Origin of the sequence: [Borrelia] turdi, from assembly GCF_030439285.2 — a bacterium.
Taxonomy (GTDB): domain Bacteria; phylum Spirochaetota; class Spirochaetia; order Borreliales; family Borreliaceae; genus Borreliella; species Borreliella turdi.
The window spans coordinates 563,095-579,304 of record NZ_CP124018.1; the positions used below are offsets into that span (position 1 = coordinate 563,095).

The 16,210-nt window shown below is 27.9% G+C and carries 15 protein-coding genes; 10 read left to right on the forward strand and 5 right to left on the reverse strand.

The window, feature by feature from the left end:
- Positions 1-5: 5 nt before the first annotated feature.
- A complete protein-coding gene (locus tag QIA31_RS03285; protein ID WP_301394235.1) occupies positions 6-1,511 on the reverse strand; it encodes a coiled-coil domain-containing protein in 1,506 nt (501 codons plus the stop codon).
- A 281-nt stretch (positions 1,512-1,792) separates the two neighbouring features.
- On the opposite strand from QIA31_RS03285, the gene QIA31_RS03290 reads away from it, so the two are divergent.
- From QIA31_RS03290 to crr, 6 genes are all read left to right on the forward strand, one after another.
- Entirely contained in the window at positions 1,793-3,655 is a 1,863-nt protein-coding gene (locus QIA31_RS03290) for a hypothetical protein (RefSeq protein ID WP_301394236.1), read from the forward strand.
- Positions 3,642-4,109 (forward strand): hypothetical protein, encoded by a 468-nt coding sequence (locus QIA31_RS03295; RefSeq protein ID WP_301394237.1) that lies wholly within the window; start codon positions 3,642-3,644, stop codon positions 4,107-4,109. The genes QIA31_RS03290 and QIA31_RS03295 overlap by 14 nt, the downstream gene beginning before the upstream one ends.
- A complete protein-coding gene (locus tag QIA31_RS03300; protein WP_301394238.1) occupies positions 4,102-4,971 on the forward strand; it encodes an FAD binding domain-containing protein in 870 nt (289 codons plus the stop codon). The genes QIA31_RS03295 and QIA31_RS03300 overlap by 8 nt, the downstream gene beginning before the upstream one ends.
- Before the next feature lie 136 nt (positions 4,972-5,107).
- On the forward strand, positions 5,108-5,368 hold the full coding sequence (locus tag QIA31_RS03305) for an HPr family phosphocarrier protein (protein WP_002557145.1): 261 nt from the start codon (positions 5,108-5,110) through the stop codon (positions 5,366-5,368).
- A 20-nt stretch (positions 5,369-5,388) separates the two neighbouring features.
- Complete coding sequence (gene ptsP, locus QIA31_RS03310; RefSeq protein WP_301394239.1) at positions 5,389-7,110, forward strand: phosphoenolpyruvate--protein phosphotransferase; 1,722 nt, start codon at positions 5,389-5,391, stop codon at positions 7,108-7,110.
- 2 nt (positions 7,111-7,112) lie between these two features.
- Positions 7,113-7,682, forward strand: a complete 570-nt coding sequence (gene crr / locus QIA31_RS03315; protein ID WP_151060193.1) for a PTS glucose transporter subunit IIA — start codon at positions 7,113-7,115, stop codon at positions 7,680-7,682.
- Between the two features lie 36 nt (positions 7,683-7,718).
- On the opposite strand, the gene htpG is transcribed toward crr, so the two are convergent.
- Positions 7,719-9,569: a molecular chaperone HtpG gene (htpG, locus tag QIA31_RS03320; protein WP_301394240.1), complete on the reverse strand. Its 1,851-nt coding sequence runs from the start codon at positions 9,567-9,569 to the stop codon at positions 7,719-7,721.
- A gap of 112 nt (positions 9,570-9,681) precedes the next feature.
- Here htpG and gnd point away from each other — a divergent pair, with 112 nt between their 5' ends.
- Positions 9,682-11,076 carry a decarboxylating NADP(+)-dependent phosphogluconate dehydrogenase gene (gnd, locus tag QIA31_RS03325; RefSeq protein ID WP_301394241.1) on the forward strand — a complete coding sequence of 465 codons (1,395 nt, stop codon included), beginning with the start codon at positions 9,682-9,684 and terminating at the stop codon, positions 11,074-11,076.
- Positions 11,077-11,095: 19 nt separating this feature from the next.
- Here gnd and QIA31_RS03330 read toward each other — a convergent pair whose 3' ends face one another.
- From QIA31_RS03330 to QIA31_RS03340, 3 genes are all read right to left on the reverse strand, one after another.
- Entirely contained in the window at positions 11,096-11,635 is a 540-nt protein-coding gene (locus QIA31_RS03330; protein WP_301394242.1) for a DUF3996 domain-containing protein, read from the reverse strand.
- A 119-nt stretch (positions 11,636-11,754) separates the two neighbouring features.
- Positions 11,755-12,273: a DUF3996 domain-containing protein gene (locus tag QIA31_RS03335; RefSeq protein ID WP_301394243.1), complete on the reverse strand. Its 519-nt coding sequence runs from the start codon at positions 12,271-12,273 to the stop codon at positions 11,755-11,757.
- Positions 12,274-12,371: 98 nt separating this feature from the next.
- Positions 12,372-12,950: a BAPKO_0422 family outer member beta-barrel protein gene (locus tag QIA31_RS03340; RefSeq protein WP_301394244.1), complete on the reverse strand. Its 579-nt coding sequence runs from the start codon at positions 12,948-12,950 to the stop codon at positions 12,372-12,374.
- A gap of 205 nt (positions 12,951-13,155) precedes the next feature.
- Here QIA31_RS03340 and QIA31_RS03345 point away from each other — a divergent pair, with 205 nt between their 5' ends.
- The 3 genes from QIA31_RS03345 to QIA31_RS03355 are packed head-to-tail and all read left to right on the forward strand — an operon-like array spanning position 13,156 to position 16,181.
- Positions 13,156-13,698: a chemotaxis protein CheW gene (locus tag QIA31_RS03345; RefSeq protein WP_151060199.1), complete on the forward strand. Its 543-nt coding sequence runs from the start codon at positions 13,156-13,158 to the stop codon at positions 13,696-13,698.
- A gap of 11 nt (positions 13,699-13,709) precedes the next feature.
- Complete coding sequence (locus QIA31_RS03350) at positions 13,710-14,021, forward strand: STAS domain-containing protein (protein WP_301394245.1); 312 nt, start codon at positions 13,710-13,712, stop codon at positions 14,019-14,021.
- Positions 14,022-14,036: 15 nt separating this feature from the next.
- Positions 14,037-16,181 (forward strand): chemotaxis protein CheA, encoded by a 2,145-nt coding sequence (locus QIA31_RS03355; RefSeq protein WP_301394246.1) that lies wholly within the window; start codon positions 14,037-14,039, stop codon positions 16,179-16,181.
- Positions 16,182-16,210 lie beyond the last annotated feature (29 nt).

The following is a 16,210-nucleotide window of genomic DNA, read 5'->3' on the forward strand; positions in this document are numbered from 1 at the left end:
ATTTTCTATTTAATTATTTTTATTTGTTTGAATTCAGGCTTTAGGCTTTTATACATAATGCCTAATTCATGGATGTTTTTGACTTCTATTAAGTTTCTAAAAAATTCTTCTTTATTTTTTAGAGTAGGGTTAATGAAATATTTTTCAAATTTGAATTTTGAGATTATTTCATGATTTTTTAGAGCTTCATTTAAATTATTAGATGGATCTATTTCAATATAGTATGTGTTTTCCTTTTTGAATGCAAATTGATTCCCTTTTTCTTTAAATTTATAGTTATTAAGGTATATGTCAGGATAGATTTGAAAATCTGCTGTTTTTATTATAGTTGTTTTTGGCTTGCTTTTAGTAGGCTTTTCTAGATTTTGGCTTTCATTTTTTTCTGTAGGCTTTGAATATTTTTTTTCTAATTTTTTAATTTCTTCTAGTTCATCATTTTTGTTTGTAATAGTTGGAATTAGGGCTTCTTCGTTTAAAGATTTTTGAGAAATTTCTTTTTTTTTAAAATTGTTTAATTCTTTTTGAAGTTTCAAAATAGTTTCTTCATTCTCTTTTATCTTATCTTCTAATTCTTTGAATTTATGTTTATCGGTTCTTATTTTTTTTTGATTTTCTTTATTTATTGCTTCATTTGCGTGAATTTTTCCTTTTAGATTGTTTATTATTTTTCCTATTGAAGATAAATTTTCTTTAATTTCTTCCAAGTTTTTATCTGAGTCATCTTTTTTTTTAAAACTTCTTAATTCTCTTTGCAAGTCTAAAATAGTATTTTCATTGTCATTGATTCTGTCTTCAAGTTCATCTATTTTGTTTTCATTAATAGCATAATGTTTTTCATTCTCATCAAGATTTTTTTTTAGGTTGTTTATTATTCTTTCGCTAGAGGGATAGTTGTCCTTATTTAATTCTTCAATTTCATCATTATATTCATAATTTTCTTCAAAATCATCATCATCATCATCTTCTTCTTCTTCTTCAATGTTTTCAATATTTATTTTTTCTTCATAATTTTCATCTTCTTCGGATCTGGCTTTCTTGTTAAGGAGCTTTTTTATTTCTAATATTTCGTTTTTTAATTTATTTGTTAATATTTCATACTTTTTTGCTTTTCTTTCTATTGATTCTATTTTTTTATTTTCATTTGTCGGTGCTTTTTGATTTTTTGTTTTTAAAAGCTTTTCTATATTTTTAATTTTATTTTCATAATTTTCAATTACAGATTTTAGATCATTTTCGTCCATTCTTTTTTTAAATAGGTTTTTGTCTCTTATGTTTTCTGGTAATTTTAAATCTTTACCTTTTTTTGGATCTTTGTAAGAAACTATGTTTTTGTTTAAATGTTTTGAGGTGTTTATTTGATCGTTTTTATTTTCAGTATCTTTAAATTCTTCACTTAAGTCTTCTAAAGGAATTTTAATGCTAGAATAATTTATTGTATTATTAGCCCCAAATAATGATATACATGAAAGCAATATAAAATACTTAAAGTTTCGATTTTTTCTTTTATTCATAAGGTCCTTGTTTTTATTTAGAAAACATCTATAATTTATAATGTTATCATAGTTTGTCCATTTATCAAAAGTGATAAAAAATCACCGGAGGTGCTATTGTTATTGGCAAGTGGCGCTGATTTCAAATTAGTTTTAAGTGAATTTCTTATTAAGTTGCTTTAAAATTGTTGCATATGTTGGTAAGGTAAGCTGTTTTTGAAGTTTTATTTTTAAATCCTTTTTATTTATGTAATGATAGGTTTTTATTGATTTAATTTTTTGTTTAGTTGGAGTTTGCGAATTTGACAAATGTGGATGCAAATGAATTTTGGGCTTTGCCAGTTTGCTGCAATGTTAAAGATTCTTTTATTGAAGATTTTAGCTTTGTAGATGACCCTGTAAGTTCAATTTTTAGTATTAGCTATAAAGACAATATAACTTTAAAGTTTAGAGATTTTGTTGATTCTAATGAATTTAATTTAAAGCTTTTTGATAATAAGGTAAACTTTAAGGGTCAAATTCCTTTGGTTTTGTATTCAGATAATTTGGAGTATTTGCTAAAAGCAGAAAAAAGTGTTCTTTTTAATCTAAGAATTGGTGATGGAAGTAATAATTACTCTTCTGGATTTAAAGAAAAAGAATCTGGAACTTACAATGTTTTGAATGCTTGTTATGAATTTAGTGATTATAATAGTTTTTCAGATGACTTTATTTTAGTTAAAATATTTTTTGATTCTGAAAATTTAATTATTGATGCTAATGTAGACAATATTTCTTTTTTGAAATTTTTTATTAGTGAAAATTTTGGTATGGATAAAGACAAAATAAAAATTAATTCTTTTAATAATTACTGGTCTAGTTGTATTTTTCCTATTTCTTTTAATGCAATTTTACAAGGCATTGTAATTTCAAAAAAAATTAATAAAAGGGTTAATGTTATTTACTACAAAAGGCATTTTGGAATTTTAGATAATTTAAATTTAACTTTTTCAGTTTCTAATTGTTTATTGGCAGATAACAAACTTTCAAAGATTATTTTAGAAATTATAATAAATAGACCTTTAAATTTTTTATATAAGTTTTATTTTAAATTTATTAATAATATTTTTAAAAATTTATTTTTTGATGGGTTTTTAGAAATTTTTTTTGTTGAGAATAAAAGTGATTTCATATTTTTTTATGACAATCTTTTGGCATTTGAGACCTCTGTTTATAATTTTATTTATTCTAATTTTTATAATCTTGCCTTAGGGATGTCTTGTGAGCCAATAGGTTATTTGCTTACGCAGATCAAGGGTGATTATAGTAGATTTTTTAAAGTTTTTAAAAAACTAGACTTAAAGAATTCTTTAATAAAAAAATCTTCTGTTTTAAGTTTTAACAAGAATTATAATATTTTTGACACTAGTCGCAGAGGAGTTGGCTTTGCTTATTTAAATTCAAGCACTTATTTTTTAATCGAAGAGCAATATTTTATTGCTCTCTTATATAAGGATAAATTAGATATATTTTTGCCTTACAGTATTATTGACAACAATTTAAGCAACTATTTGAAAAATAGCTTGGCTAAAGCATTGGGCTTGGCCTATAGTAGTATAAATTTTTTGATAAATGAGAATGTTTTAGATTTTGCTAATTTTTATAGTCTTCTTTTTAAAGATCCTTATGTGATTGAAAAAGCAATTTTAACCATTAAGGATAATTTTTCTTCTTTGATAAGTAAAGACTTTATAAATGAATATCCTGTTATTTTTAAAGAAAAAATATCCGCTGATTCTGTTAATGATTGTGTGCTTGGGTGTTCTGTTGAACTTAAATTTGAATTTTATTCGCTTAGTGCTGTTTTTACTAATGTAAGTTTTTTTGTAGAGCAAGGTAAATTTACCAAGCTTAAGTTAAATAACAAAAGAATTTATACAATATTTGAGTTAGCAGTTGATTATGTATTTTGTAGTGCTAATGTAAATTGTGATATTAAAGATTGTTTAAACTTAGAGTTTATTGAAGATGGTGAGTTTGTTTTTTCTTTTAGAAGTTTTTTTATCGTTTCTGTTTCTGCAATTCGAACTGCGTTAATTCAGATATTTGATTTTAATGCAAGCAGGACACCTCTTGATTTTGAAGAAATTTTAAATAGCTGGAGTGTAAAAATTGATATTAATTAATTTTAATCTAAATGGGGAGCGTATTTCAAAAAAGATTAGTCTTTCTTTGTCAACTAGAAGTCTTTTAGAGTCTATCTTTTTTTCCAAGAGTAATAGTTCGGAGTATATTATTAATAACAGATTTTTTTTAATTTTGTTAGATTTTAGACTTGTTTATTCGAATTTAATTCCTGCTTTTATTTTAAATGGTCGTAGTGTGGTTACTCTTGAGGGACTTAAGAGAAAAAGTTTTTATCAGCATATGCAAAAAATTTTATTAGAAGACGATTTTAATTTTTGTAGCAATTGTTTTGAATCTAATATTTTGTTGTTTTATTATTTTTTGGAAAACAAGATTATAAGCAGATCAGATATTTTAGGCTATAGAAATTCATTAAAATGTAATTGTATGGATGTTAATACTTTTTTATCTCTTTATTTGAAAGCTGAAGAGTTGTATAGAAAAAATGGTTGATGTTAAGGTTTATTATCCTGAAAATTTTAATATATTATCTAATTTATTTAATAAAAATTTAAATAATTATATCATTTATAATGAGCTAGATTTTAAAAAAAATCCTAATTTGTTTAATAGGGAAACACCTATTGATAATTTTTTCCTTGTTGGTAATTTTGAAAAATTTAATAAGGTTTCTTTAAGGGGTAATTTTCTTGAGATGGGACCGTGTGTTACTTACAACGAAATACTTCAGATTGGTAAGAAAAATATTCCAAGTCTATTTTATGAGTTTATTTCAAAATTTAATGATAAAACATATTTAAATAGCATTAACCTTGCAAATGGGTTTTATTATAAAAACACCGTTTTTGATATTTATCCTTTATTATTAAGTCTTGATGCACAAATTGAGTTTAAAAATATTTTAACCAAAAAAACTTATGTTTTTAGTGCTTATAGCTTAAATAGAGTTGAGTATATTGCAAATCGAAGTACTTTTCTTGTTACTAAATTTAAATTTCCAATGATGAATCTATGGAACAGAAGCTTTTATCACAAAATATTTTTCAATACTTTGTCTTTTGACATTTTAGAAGAAACCGACATCATATTTATATGCATTCTTTTAAACATAAAAAGAGATGTTATAAGTGATTTTTTGTTAAAAATATTTTATGATGATAGGGTGATTGTTATAAAGGATTTTCAGGTTTTACTTTTAAACAAATCTTTGCCGCTTTCATTTTCTGAGATAGAAAATTCTCTTAAAATGTTGGATAAAAATATAAGAGATTCTAAAAATTTTAATATAGGAGAGAAAAATTTAAAACTAATAAAGAATTTTTATTTAGATGTATTAATGAATTTTAATTTTTAATGGTTTGAATAAGTTTAATTACTATCTTTAGTATGCTATATTTCTTATATAAAGGGAATATATAATTTATTTTTATGTATTATAATGTAAAAAGTTAATCAAAAAATAATATTCATAATGAGGGGTTTCTGTACTTATGGTAAAAAAAGAAGCAATTATTAAGGCTGTAAACGGTTTACATGTTAGGCCTGCATCAACTTTTGTAAAAAAAGCTAAAGAATATTCTAGCGAGATAACAATAGAATCTGATGGAAAGTCTGTTAGCGGTAAAAGTTTGTTCAGGCTTCAAACTTTAGAATTGTCATCAGGTAAAAAGCTTTTGATATGTGCTGAGGGTGAGGATGAGGAGATTGCTGCTTCAGAGCTTGCAGAGCTTATCGAATCTTTTAAAGAATGAATTTTAGAAGGATTTAAGTTATGACTTTATCGGGTAAAAGAATATCCAAAGGAATAGGTATTGGAGAAGTTCTTTGTATTAGGAAAAATTTTGATAAAATTGTAAGTAGGGAAAAAATCGACTTTTCTCAAGTTGATAGTGAGATATCAAAATTCAATAAGGCTAAGTTAAAATCAATTGAAGCGCTAAAAGCTCTTGATAGAAAGGCTGTGCTTCAATTTGGAGATGACAAAAAAGGTATTTTTGAAGGTCAAGTGTTGATCGTTGAAGATGATGAACTTTCTGAGCTTGTTATTGGGTTTATTATAAAGGAAAATTATAGCGCTGCTTATTCTGTTTATTTAGCGTTTGAAAATTTGGTTAAAAGCGTAGAAGACTATAAAGATCCTTATTTAAAGGAAAGAGCATCTGATTATAAGGATATTAGGAATAGATTAATTTCTATTATTTTAGGTCAAGTAACCGATTTTTCTGAGATTAATAAAGATATTATTCTTGTTACCGAAGAATTAACTCCATCTGATACTATGCAATTTGACTTAAATTATGTTAAAGGATTTTTAACTGCAGTTGGAGGAGAAACTTCTCATGCTGCTATTTTGGCAAGAACAATGGGGCTTCCAGCGCTTGTTATGACTTTGCTAGATATTGATGCGTTAAAGGATGGCGATAAAATAATCGTCGATACAATATCTTCTATTGTTATTAAAAATCCTTCTTCTGATGAGCTTGATTTTTATAATGGTAAGATTTTGCGTCAAGTAGAGATGGAAAAAGAGCTTTTTTCTTTAAAAGAGAAAGATGCTGAAACAAAAGATGGCGTAAAAGTATTTTTAAAGGCAAATATTGGAACACCTGTTGATATTACCTATGTTAATAAATATGGCGTTGAAGGGATAGGTCTTTTTAGAACAGAATTTTTATATATGAAATCTTTACAACCCCCAACAGAAGATGAGCAGTTTGAAACTTATAAGAGAGTTATAGATACAATGGAAAAAAAGGGGGTTGTTACAATTCGTACTCTTGATGTTGGTGGGGATAAGGAAATTCCCTATCTTAATTTTGAGAAAGAAGAGAATCCCTTTTTGGGGTTTAGGGCACTTAGGATGTATAAGGAATATGAAGAATTGATCCAAGCACAGTTTAATGCTATTTTTAGGGTCAGTCATTATGGGAAGATAAGGGTAATGGTGCCTATGCTTACCAGATATGAAGAGATTGAGACGATCGAATATTTTGTGAATAACGCAAAAATTAACTTGAAGTCTAGAAATTTGCCTTTTGATGAAAATTTGGAAGTGGGTTGTATGATAGAAGTTCCCTCTGCAGCTTTAATTTCTTCTAAACTTGCCAATAAATTGAAATTTTTTAGTATAGGAACTAATGATTTAACCCAATATGTTTTAGCTGTTGATCGTGGTAATCAAAAAATATCAAATTTATATGATAAGTATAATCCTGCTGTGTTGAAATTAATAAAAAAGGTTCTTGACGATGGAGTTAGCTCTGGAATTGATGTATCTGTTTGTGGCGAGCTTGGGGGAGATGATGCTGGAGCGTTGCTTCTTGTGGGCCTTGGATTTAGATCTTTAAGTATGATTCCTAGTGCTACCCTTAGAGTTAAATATTTGCTTAAAAAGTACACAATAATAGAATTAGAAGAGTTGGCAAATAGAGTTTTAAATAGTGATTCTGAGCAAGAAACTTTAAGTTATTTTGATAAATTTATAGGAGATTAGTTATGGGGTTTTTAGATTTTTTTAAAAAAACCGCTACATTGGATTTGATTGCTCCGATTAGTGGAAAAGTTATGTCAATTGATAAGGTTCCTGATGAAGCGTTTGCTGAAAAAATAGTTGGTGATGGAATTGCAATTCTTCCAACAAGTAATGAGTTACTAGCGCCTTGTGATGGTAAAATAGGTAAAATTTTTAAAACCAATCATGCCTTTAGTCTTGAAACTAAAGAGGGTGTTGAAATTTTTGTTCATTTTGGAATTAATACTCTTAATTTAAATGGCAAGGGTTTTACAAGGGTTGCTGAGGAGGGCATTAATGTTAAACAAGGCGAAGTTATTATTAGGCTTGATCTTGAATATTTAAAAGAGCATTCAGAATCTGTTATTACTCCAGTTGTTATTGCAAATTCAGATGAAGTTTCAAGCATAGAATACTCTTTTGGGAGGCTTGAAAATGATTCTGAATATATTTTGTTGTCGTCAACTGTTTTAACAGAAGAAATTAGACATAAAATATCTCAAACAAAGCCTGTTACAGCAGGCAAAGATTTAGTATTGCGAGTTAAAAAGTAAAAAAGAGAGAGCTTGAAACTCTCTCTTTTATTTTAATCATAATAAGGTTTTTTCTAGAAATTCGTTTATTATACTTGTGAATCTTCCTGGATTTTTGCTAGGCATTCCTGAGGTTAGTAGAGCTTCTTCAAGAAGGAGAATGCTTATTTTTTCTAATTTTTCAGGCTCTAGATTTTTTAAATTTTGGATTATTTTATTATTAGGATTTAATTCAAGTATTGGTTTAATTTCTTTTACTTCTTGTCCCATTGACATCATAATTTTTTGCATTTGGTAAGTTGGATCATTACTATCAATTATTATTGCTGAAGGCTCTTTTATCAATGTTGCCGAGAGATTGACTTCTTTTATGTGCTCCTTCAGGATTTCTTTTACTTTTATAAGGGTATCTTTGAACTCTTCTTCAATTTTTTTGAAATTTTCATCTTTTAATTCATTGCTAGTTTCATTTTTGTTTATTGCTTTTAGCTTTAATCCTTCGTATTCTGGAATTAGATTTAAAATAGCCTCATCAAGTTCATCGTCCATGATTAGGATTTCAAATCCTTTTTCTTTATACGCGTTTACTATTGGGTTTTCTTTTAATATATTTTCTTTGCCACCTGTTATGTAGTAAATGCTTTTTTGGCCTTCATTCATTCTTTCTTTGTATTCTTTAAAAGATACAAATCCGTCTATATTTGAAGATTTAAATCTTATTAATGAAATAAGTTTTTCTCTGTTTTCAAAGTCAGAATAAACACCTTCTTTAATGCATCTTCCAAATTCTTTCGAAAACTCTGAAAATTTTTCAGGGGTTTTTTTACTTAGCTTTTCAAGCTCGCTTAGTATTTTTTTTACAGAAGATGATTTTATTTTAGACAAAATTTTATTTTGTTGTAGAATTTCTCTACTTACATTGAGTGGTAAATCTTGGCAATCTATAATTCCTTTTATAAATCTTAGATAGTTTGGAAGCAAGCTGCCTTCAGAATCTGTAATAAAGATTCTATTTATAAATAGCTTTACCCCAGGTTTAGTGTTTGGATAATATAAATCATAAGGAGCTTTACTTGGGATATAAAATAAATTGGTATATTCTAAATTTCCTTCAGCTTTTGTATGAATATGCATCAATGGATTTTCATAATCAAAGGTTGTATTTTTATAAAATTCATTATATTCTTCTGCTTTAATTTCGCTTTTATTTTTTGTCCAAAGAGCAGTAGTTTCATTTATTTTTTCTTCTTTTTCTTCTATTCCCTCTTGTTTCCCGTCCTTCATTATAGGTTCGCTGTATTTTATATAAATGGGATAATTTATATGGTTTGAATATTTTTTGATAATTTCTTGAATTTTCCACTTATTAGCATATTCAAGTCCTTCTTTATTAAGATAAAGCTTTATTTCTGTACCCGATTCTTCTTTTTTTGCTTTTTCTATTTCGTATCCTGTTTTGCCATCGCTAGACCAAGTATAAGCATCGCTTTCTAGTGCTTTTTTTGACGTAACTTCTACTTTTTCTGATACTATAAATGCGCTGTAAAATCCAACTCCAAACTGGCCAATTAGACTTGCAGATTTTTTTTCATCTTGTTTTAAATTGTTAATAAATTCTTTAGTTCCTGATTTAGCAATTACACCAAGATGATTAGTTAAATCTTGTTCATTCATCCCGATTCCATTATCTTTAATTAGGATGCTTTTATCGTCAAATGTTATTTCTATTTTTGGTTCTAGAGAAATGTTTTTGAATTTTTCATTTGTTAAGCTTAAAAACTTGAGCTTATCAATGGCGTCAGACGCATTTGATATCAATTCTCTTAAGAATATTTCTTTATGAGAGTAAAGAGAGTGAATGATTAAATAAAGCAAATCATTTACTTCTGTGTCAAATTGTTTTTTCATGCAAATTTTCCTTTTCAATTTAATCTTTACTTTTTTTATAATATAACATAATCTAGAAATAATAAATAAAGCAATTTGTTTAAAATGGAAAATTAGAATCAAGGAGAATGCAATGGATGTAGGAATTTATGGTCTTGGTGTTATGGGTAGTAATTTAGCTCTAAATATTGCTGATAACGGTTTTAATGTTTCTGTTTACAATAGAGATACTGAAAAAACTGAAATTTTTGTTAAACAAAATTCTCATAAAAAGATAAATGGCTTTAAAGATATTGGATCTTTTGTTAAAAGCTTGAAAACCCCAAGAAAAATCATTTTAATGGTGACAAGCTTGGCTGTAGAAAAGGTTGTTGAACAAATTTTACCCTTTTTGGACAAATTAGACATAATTATTGATGGTGGAAATTCTCATTATAAGAGCACAATGAGATTGGAAAAAGAGTTGTTTGCTAAAGATATTTATTTTGTGGGACTTGGAATTTCTGGAGGGGAGAGAGGAGCAAGATTTGGTCCTGCTTTAATGTATGGGGGGAGCAAATCAGCGTACTCAGTTCTTGAGCCTATATTAAATAAAATTGCAGCTAAAACTAAAAACAATGATATTTGTTCAACCTATATTGGAGAGAATGGTTCTGGGCACTATGTTAAAATGATACATAATGGGATAGAATACGCTGATATGCAGCTTATTAGCGAAGTTTATTTTTTCATGAAAAAAGCTTTCAATTTAGATAATTCAAAAATTTCTGAGGTTTTTGAAAAGTGGAATGAAGGCGATCTTTCAGGGTATTTATTAGAAATAACTTCTAAGATTCTTAGGTATAAAGAAAATAATGAGTATTTAGTTGATAAGATTTTAGATATTGCAAATCAAAAAGGTACCGGTGTTTGGACATCTATTGATGCTCTTGAATCTAATATGCCTGTAAATTTAATTATTGAATCCGTTTTTTCAAGATTTATGTCGGGATTAAAGCATGAAAGGATTATTGCTAGTGATTTGCTTAAAATGGACACTGTTTCTTTTGAATTTGAGATTAGTGATTGGATTTTAGATCTTTATTATGCTCTTTTAGTTTCAAAAATAGTAGCTTATGCTCAAGGTTTTATGATGCTTAAGACTGCATCTATAAATTATAGCTGGGATTTAAATTTGGGTAAAATTTCTTTAGTCTGGAGAGAAGGTTGTATTATTCGCAGTAGTTTTTTAGACAAAATTAAATTAGCTTATGATAAAAATCCTCATCTTATTAATTTGCTTTTTGATGATTATTTTTTAGATTTATTAAAAAATAATCACAAGTCTTTAAGGAGAATAGTTTCAAAAGCCAGTGAAATTGGGATTCCTTTGCCGGCATTTTATGCAAGTCTTTCGTTTTTAGATTCTTATTCTACTAATTATCTGTCTTCTAATCTAATTCAAGCGCAAAGAGACTTTTTTGGAGCTCATTCTTTTGAAAGATTAGACTCAAAACGAGGTGAATTTTTTCATAGTGCTTGGCAATAAAATAAATCAGTATAGGGATTTAGATATAGTATTTAGCAAATATTCCCCCCGCAAAGTTCGATTTTATTCCTGAATGGGTTTTATGATGTGCAAGGGATCTTGTGTTTGAGATGAATTCTATTGAGGGTGCTATTTTTATGCCTATTTCTAAATTTTCTCTAATGTCGTAAAAAATAACCAGTGGAATTCTTATTCCAAATCCTAATTCCATATGTATTAATCTAGATGTGTGCGATGATAGACTTATATTTCCTCCTATTCCAACCCCCAAATTTAAATTTTTTATCAAAGGTATTGTAAAAATGAAATCAAGTGCTGCTATTGCTAATAAATTAAAATCATAAAATTTTGATTCAAGTTTAAGGTCTGATAAATTTATTCCATTGCTACCACCATAGCCTACTTCAAAGTCAATAAATGGAAATGACATTATTAAGTTAATAATTGGATTTCCAATGCTTGCTCCAAAGCCAATACCCCTGTTTAAATATGAATCTTTTGCAAAGCTATTTGTAGATATATTTGCAATCATGATGAATAACATGAAGATTTTTTTCACTATTGTCTCCCAAATTTTGTATTATTATATTGATTTTTGAATTTTAAAACAATAAAAACAAGCTTTTAACTTTTTTAAATGTTATGTTTAATTTTTTTGGAGTGTTTTGATTTTTATTATTAAGTAAACCAGAATCTTAGTCCCAATCCTGCAAATACTTCCCATCTAAATCCAATACCACGGCTCCAAATATTCATTCCAAGTCCAGGTGCTATTCGTAAAAATATGTCAAATTTTTTTCTAAATACTGCAAGATTTAAAGCCAAAGGTAATCTTGCACCAATGCTCATTGGCCCAGAGCCTGATCGACTGCCGCCAAATCTTGAAAACCATATTGTTCCATATCCTCCAGCTCCAACTGAAAAATTCAAAATATTAGCAGCTCCTGGGAATATATGTATGTAAAAAATGTAGTCTAATGCTATAAACAGTGTCTTCCAGTCTGAAAATAAGTTATTTACTCCGCTGTAAAGCCCAATGTCAAGATCAAAGTTTCCCATATTAATTTGTAAAGCAATTGGTAATGGGAGTATAATTCCTGCTCCAAATTTACCCCTTGCAGATTCTTTTGAATTAGCAAATCCTGAGATTGAGGCTAATAAAATAATAATTAACATAATAATTATTTTTGTTCTCATTGTTTTGTTACCTCCTAAGTGCAACATACTAGCTTTTAAAAAAATTTTAGTTCAATATTTTTTTTTGTTCAATAATTTTTTTATCTAAAAGATAGAAACTATATTTTAAGAGAGCCTTTTATTCCTATAGATAAGTTGCCTTTTATTGGAAATATTAAATTTCCATTGGGTAATTGGCCAATAAAAATCGATGGTGTTGTTTTTATGATAATTTCAATAACGTCACAATGAGCTTCATATATTATTCCTAAGGGCAGACCCAATCCGATTTTATAGGTAATCCCAGAAAAAACATTTGTTAAATTTGAGTTTGTAATTTTGCCTATTTCAAAAAATAGGCCAGATCCCAAGAAAAAGATAAAATTTGAATTTTGAATTCTTAAATTTAAGAACATATAGTCGAAATATGCTTTAAATAGCAATGCTATTGGTGATTTTGGAAAAAATTCCGAGACGCTTAGTATTGTTACTCCTAACCCAATATCAAAGTTATTAATGCTGAATTCTATTGCAGTAGGATAAGGCAAAATAAAGCCAAATTTTATTTTAGTTTTTGAGCTTTCTATTTTTAGATTAGCTTTACTGCTTTTAGATTTTTCGTTTGTAAAAATATTTTCAACATTGAAAAATAATGTAATAATTATTAATAATCTAATTAGTTTGTTTTTACTTTGCATTGTTAACTTTTTTATTTGAGATTTAAATTAAACTACAATTTTATATCTAAATTATAAGATAGAATTCTATTAAAATCACGTCTTTTTTGTTTATTAGAAATTAAATTTTATTAATTTCTAATTTGTATTTATTAATATATGAGGTAATATTAATCTTGATATCAGCATTCTATTTGCGATTTAAATTTCATTTAAAGGGGCGTTTATAGGCATGGATTCAGATATGCAAGATTCTTTAAGTCAGTATCTTTTATTTAGTTTGGACGAACTTTATGCTATTGAGATTAAATATGTTGTTGAGGTTTTAGAATATACTAAGATATCAAAAATCCCAAGGACTCCCAGTTACATGGCAGGAATAATAAATAATAGAGGTAAAATCGTTCCAATAATTGATATTCGAAAACAATTTGGAATGGGAGATCGTGTTATTGATGAGGATGAGAAAAAGAGAAATAAGGGAGTTAATATTTCAAATATTATTATATTGACTTTAGTTTACGAAGGAGACGAATTTAATCTTGGAATTTTGGTAGATTATGTCAACGAAGTTCTTGAATTAGATCCATTTAGTATTGACGATGCTCCTAAGATTGGATCAGGGTTTAATTCGAAATTTATTTCAGGAATTGGTAAGAGCAATAATAAGTTTATTATTATTTTAGATGTAGAAAACTTATTTGACGTTAGAGAGCTTTCTAGATTTAGAAATACAACAATATATGATCCTGAATATCAGCAGCAATAGGAGTTTTAGTCATGATTTATAGGCCGGAAGGCGAGCTCGTAGTAAATAATATTTTCAAGGTAAAAGAAGATTTATTGCATATTTTTAAGCAAATGAAAGAGGGAGATACTCTTACCATTAATCTTTCAAACGTTGAAAAAATAGATGTTACTTTTATACAAATTTTGTATGCATCTAGTAAATATGCCAAAAATAGAAATTTATTTGTAAAAATTGAGTATCCATCCGACGAGGTTTTAAGTTCATTAATATATGGTGGGTTTTTAGTAGATATTGAAGATGTTGATAGCTTTGATTTAGGACTTAACTTAGTTGGATTTTAGGCTTAAGGAAGACTTATGGATAGTAGTGATGTTATTGATAAATTTAAGAACTCATTTAAGGAAGAATCAATAGAAAATATTTCAGACATTGAACAAGCACTTCTTAATCTTGAGGTAAGCTCAGATCAAGACACTATTAATTCTATTTTTAGAAATTTGCATACCATAAAGGGAAGCTCTGGTATGTTTGGTTTTAATTTCACAGCATCGCTTGTACATGAAATAGAAACAGTTCTTGATGTTGTAAAAGATGGTAAGGCGTCTTTTAATCAAGCTGTTATTGATGCTACCTTAATGTCAGTTGATTTTATTAGGGAGCTTATTGAAGGTAATGAAGAAATTTCTGAGATTGACTTTGATAATCGTAAGCAGTTTTTGGTAAATGAAATTAAAAAGGTTCTTGGAGCTTTTAATGATAAGGGTGCTTTTCAAGAGGTTTTAGAAAATGATTTTTCAAAGTTTGATAACAGCTCTGTTTCGGAAGAGACTGTTAAAGTAAATTCAGATAATAAATTTGATGACGAGGCTTTTCGATCTGAATTTAAGAGTTACAAAATTCTTTTTTCTCCCGCTAAGGGTATTTTGTTTCATGGGCACAAGCCTATAAATTTATTGAACAAGCTAATTGATTTAGGCAGTGGTCATGTTAGAGCTAAGGTAGATAAAATTCCTGATTTAGAGCTTATTTCTCCTGATAATGTTTATGTTGATTGGGAGATAAGGTTAAATACAGAAGAGAGTAGGGAGAGCATTGAAGATATTTTTTTATTTTTAGATTCTCAATCAAAAATTGATATTCAAGAATTGGATAAATGCTTTGAGTCTGATAAAGGCGATAATGTAGGGTTTGAAAATTTTAATTTATTGAATTTGGATAGAAATATCAAGGATACTGCAAATTCTTCATTTAAAGAATCAGAATTTGTTGGGAAATCCTTTTTAAATGTGAATAAAAATAGATTTAATAATGTTCAAGATGATACTGCTAGAAGTAAGATTAATATTGCTAGTATTAAGGTAGATTCTAAAAAGCTTGATCATTTGGTAAATCTTGTTGGAGAACTTGTTACAATACAATCAAAACTTTCAAAAGAGGCTGAAAATAGGAATAGTAATATTTTAAATTCAATATCAGCAGAGTTTTCTTTACTAATTAATGAACTTAGAGATTATACAACAGGGCTTAGAACAGTTCCTATTGAGATTTTGTTTGTAAAATTTCAAAGGATAGTAAAAGATTTATCTACTAATCTTGGTAAGTCAATTCTTTATCGTGCTTATGGGGGAGATACTGTTCTTGATAAAAGTATTATTGAAAAGCTTAATGAACCATTGGTTCACTTAATTCGCAATTCAATAGATCATGGGATTGAGTCTTCTGAAGAAAGAGAAAGGTTGGGGAAGGATCCTAAAGGTACTATTAAGCTTTCAGCATGTCAGTCTGGGGATTCTGTTATTGTTGTTATTGAAGATGATGGAAGAGGTCTTGATAAGAGTAAAATACTTAAAAAGGCCATAGAGCGCAATATAATTTCTGATTCAGCTGCCAAAACTTTATCAGATATTGATGTTTATAATTTGATTTTTGAGCCTGGATTTTCAACTGCAACTTCTGTTACTGATATATCAGGGCGTGGGGTTGGTATGGATGTTGTCAAGAAACAGGTTGAATCTTTAAGAGGGCATGTTGTACTTGAAAGTGAGCTTGGCAAATATACTAGAACTAAATTAATTTTTCCATTGACCTTGGCTATTATTGAAGGTTGGCTTGTTAGGGTAAAAGATGAGCACTTTATTATTCCTCTTTCTAATGTTGAGTCTTGCTTAGAATCTAATAAGTTGATTTCTCAAATAGATGGGGTTGAGACTAAAAACAATGTAATGAATTATAGGGGTAGCATGATTAGCTTTATTAGTCTTAGAGAGTTTTTTCAGGTTTCTGGCGGCAAGAGTATAAATGAGCAAGTCGTTGTTGTGAACACTAATAGTGGGAAAATGGGGATTGTGGTTGACGAAGTTTTAGGGCAACATCAAACCGTTATAAAAGCTTTAGGTAAAATTTATTCTCGAGTAGAAGGTGTTTCTGGAGCCACTATACTTGGCGATGGAAGTTTGGCTTTAGTTGTTGATATAGATGCAATAACCAAGCTTATAAGATAAAGAAATCTAAAATACAGATTTTTGGTTTT

What these genes read in the sequence shown, in the direction of transcription:
- QIA31_RS03285 (WP_301394235.1), bottom strand. Translation starts at nt 1,511, where the DNA reads ATGAATAAAAGAAAAAATCGAAACTTTAAGTATTTTATATTGCTTTCA.
- QIA31_RS03300 (WP_301394238.1), top strand. Translation starts at nt 4,102, where the DNA reads ATGGTTGATGTTAAGGTTTATTATCCTGAAAATTTTAATATATTATCT.
- QIA31_RS03305 (WP_002557145.1), top strand. Translation starts at nt 5,108, where the DNA reads ATGGTAAAAAAAGAAGCAATTATTAAGGCTGTAAACGGTTTACATGTT.
- ptsP (WP_301394239.1), top strand. Translation starts at nt 5,389, where the DNA reads ATGACTTTATCGGGTAAAAGAATATCCAAAGGAATAGGTATTGGAGAA.
- crr (WP_151060193.1), top strand. Translation starts at nt 7,113, where the DNA reads ATGGGGTTTTTAGATTTTTTTAAAAAAACCGCTACATTGGATTTGATT.
- htpG (WP_301394240.1), bottom strand. Translation starts at nt 9,569, where the DNA reads ATGAAAAAACAATTTGACACAGAAGTAAATGATTTGCTTTATTTAATC.
- gnd (WP_301394241.1), top strand. Translation starts at nt 9,682, where the DNA reads ATGGATGTAGGAATTTATGGTCTTGGTGTTATGGGTAGTAATTTAGCT.
- QIA31_RS03335 (WP_301394243.1), bottom strand. Translation starts at nt 12,273, where the DNA reads ATGAGAACAAAAATAATTATTATGTTAATTATTATTTTATTAGCCTCA.
- QIA31_RS03340 (WP_301394244.1), bottom strand. Translation starts at nt 12,950, where the DNA reads ATGCAAAGTAAAAACAAACTAATTAGATTATTAATAATTATTACATTA.
- QIA31_RS03350 (WP_301394245.1), top strand. Translation starts at nt 13,710, where the DNA reads ATGATTTATAGGCCGGAAGGCGAGCTCGTAGTAAATAATATTTTCAAG.
- QIA31_RS03355 (WP_301394246.1), top strand. Translation starts at nt 14,037, where the DNA reads ATGGATAGTAGTGATGTTATTGATAAATTTAAGAACTCATTTAAGGAA.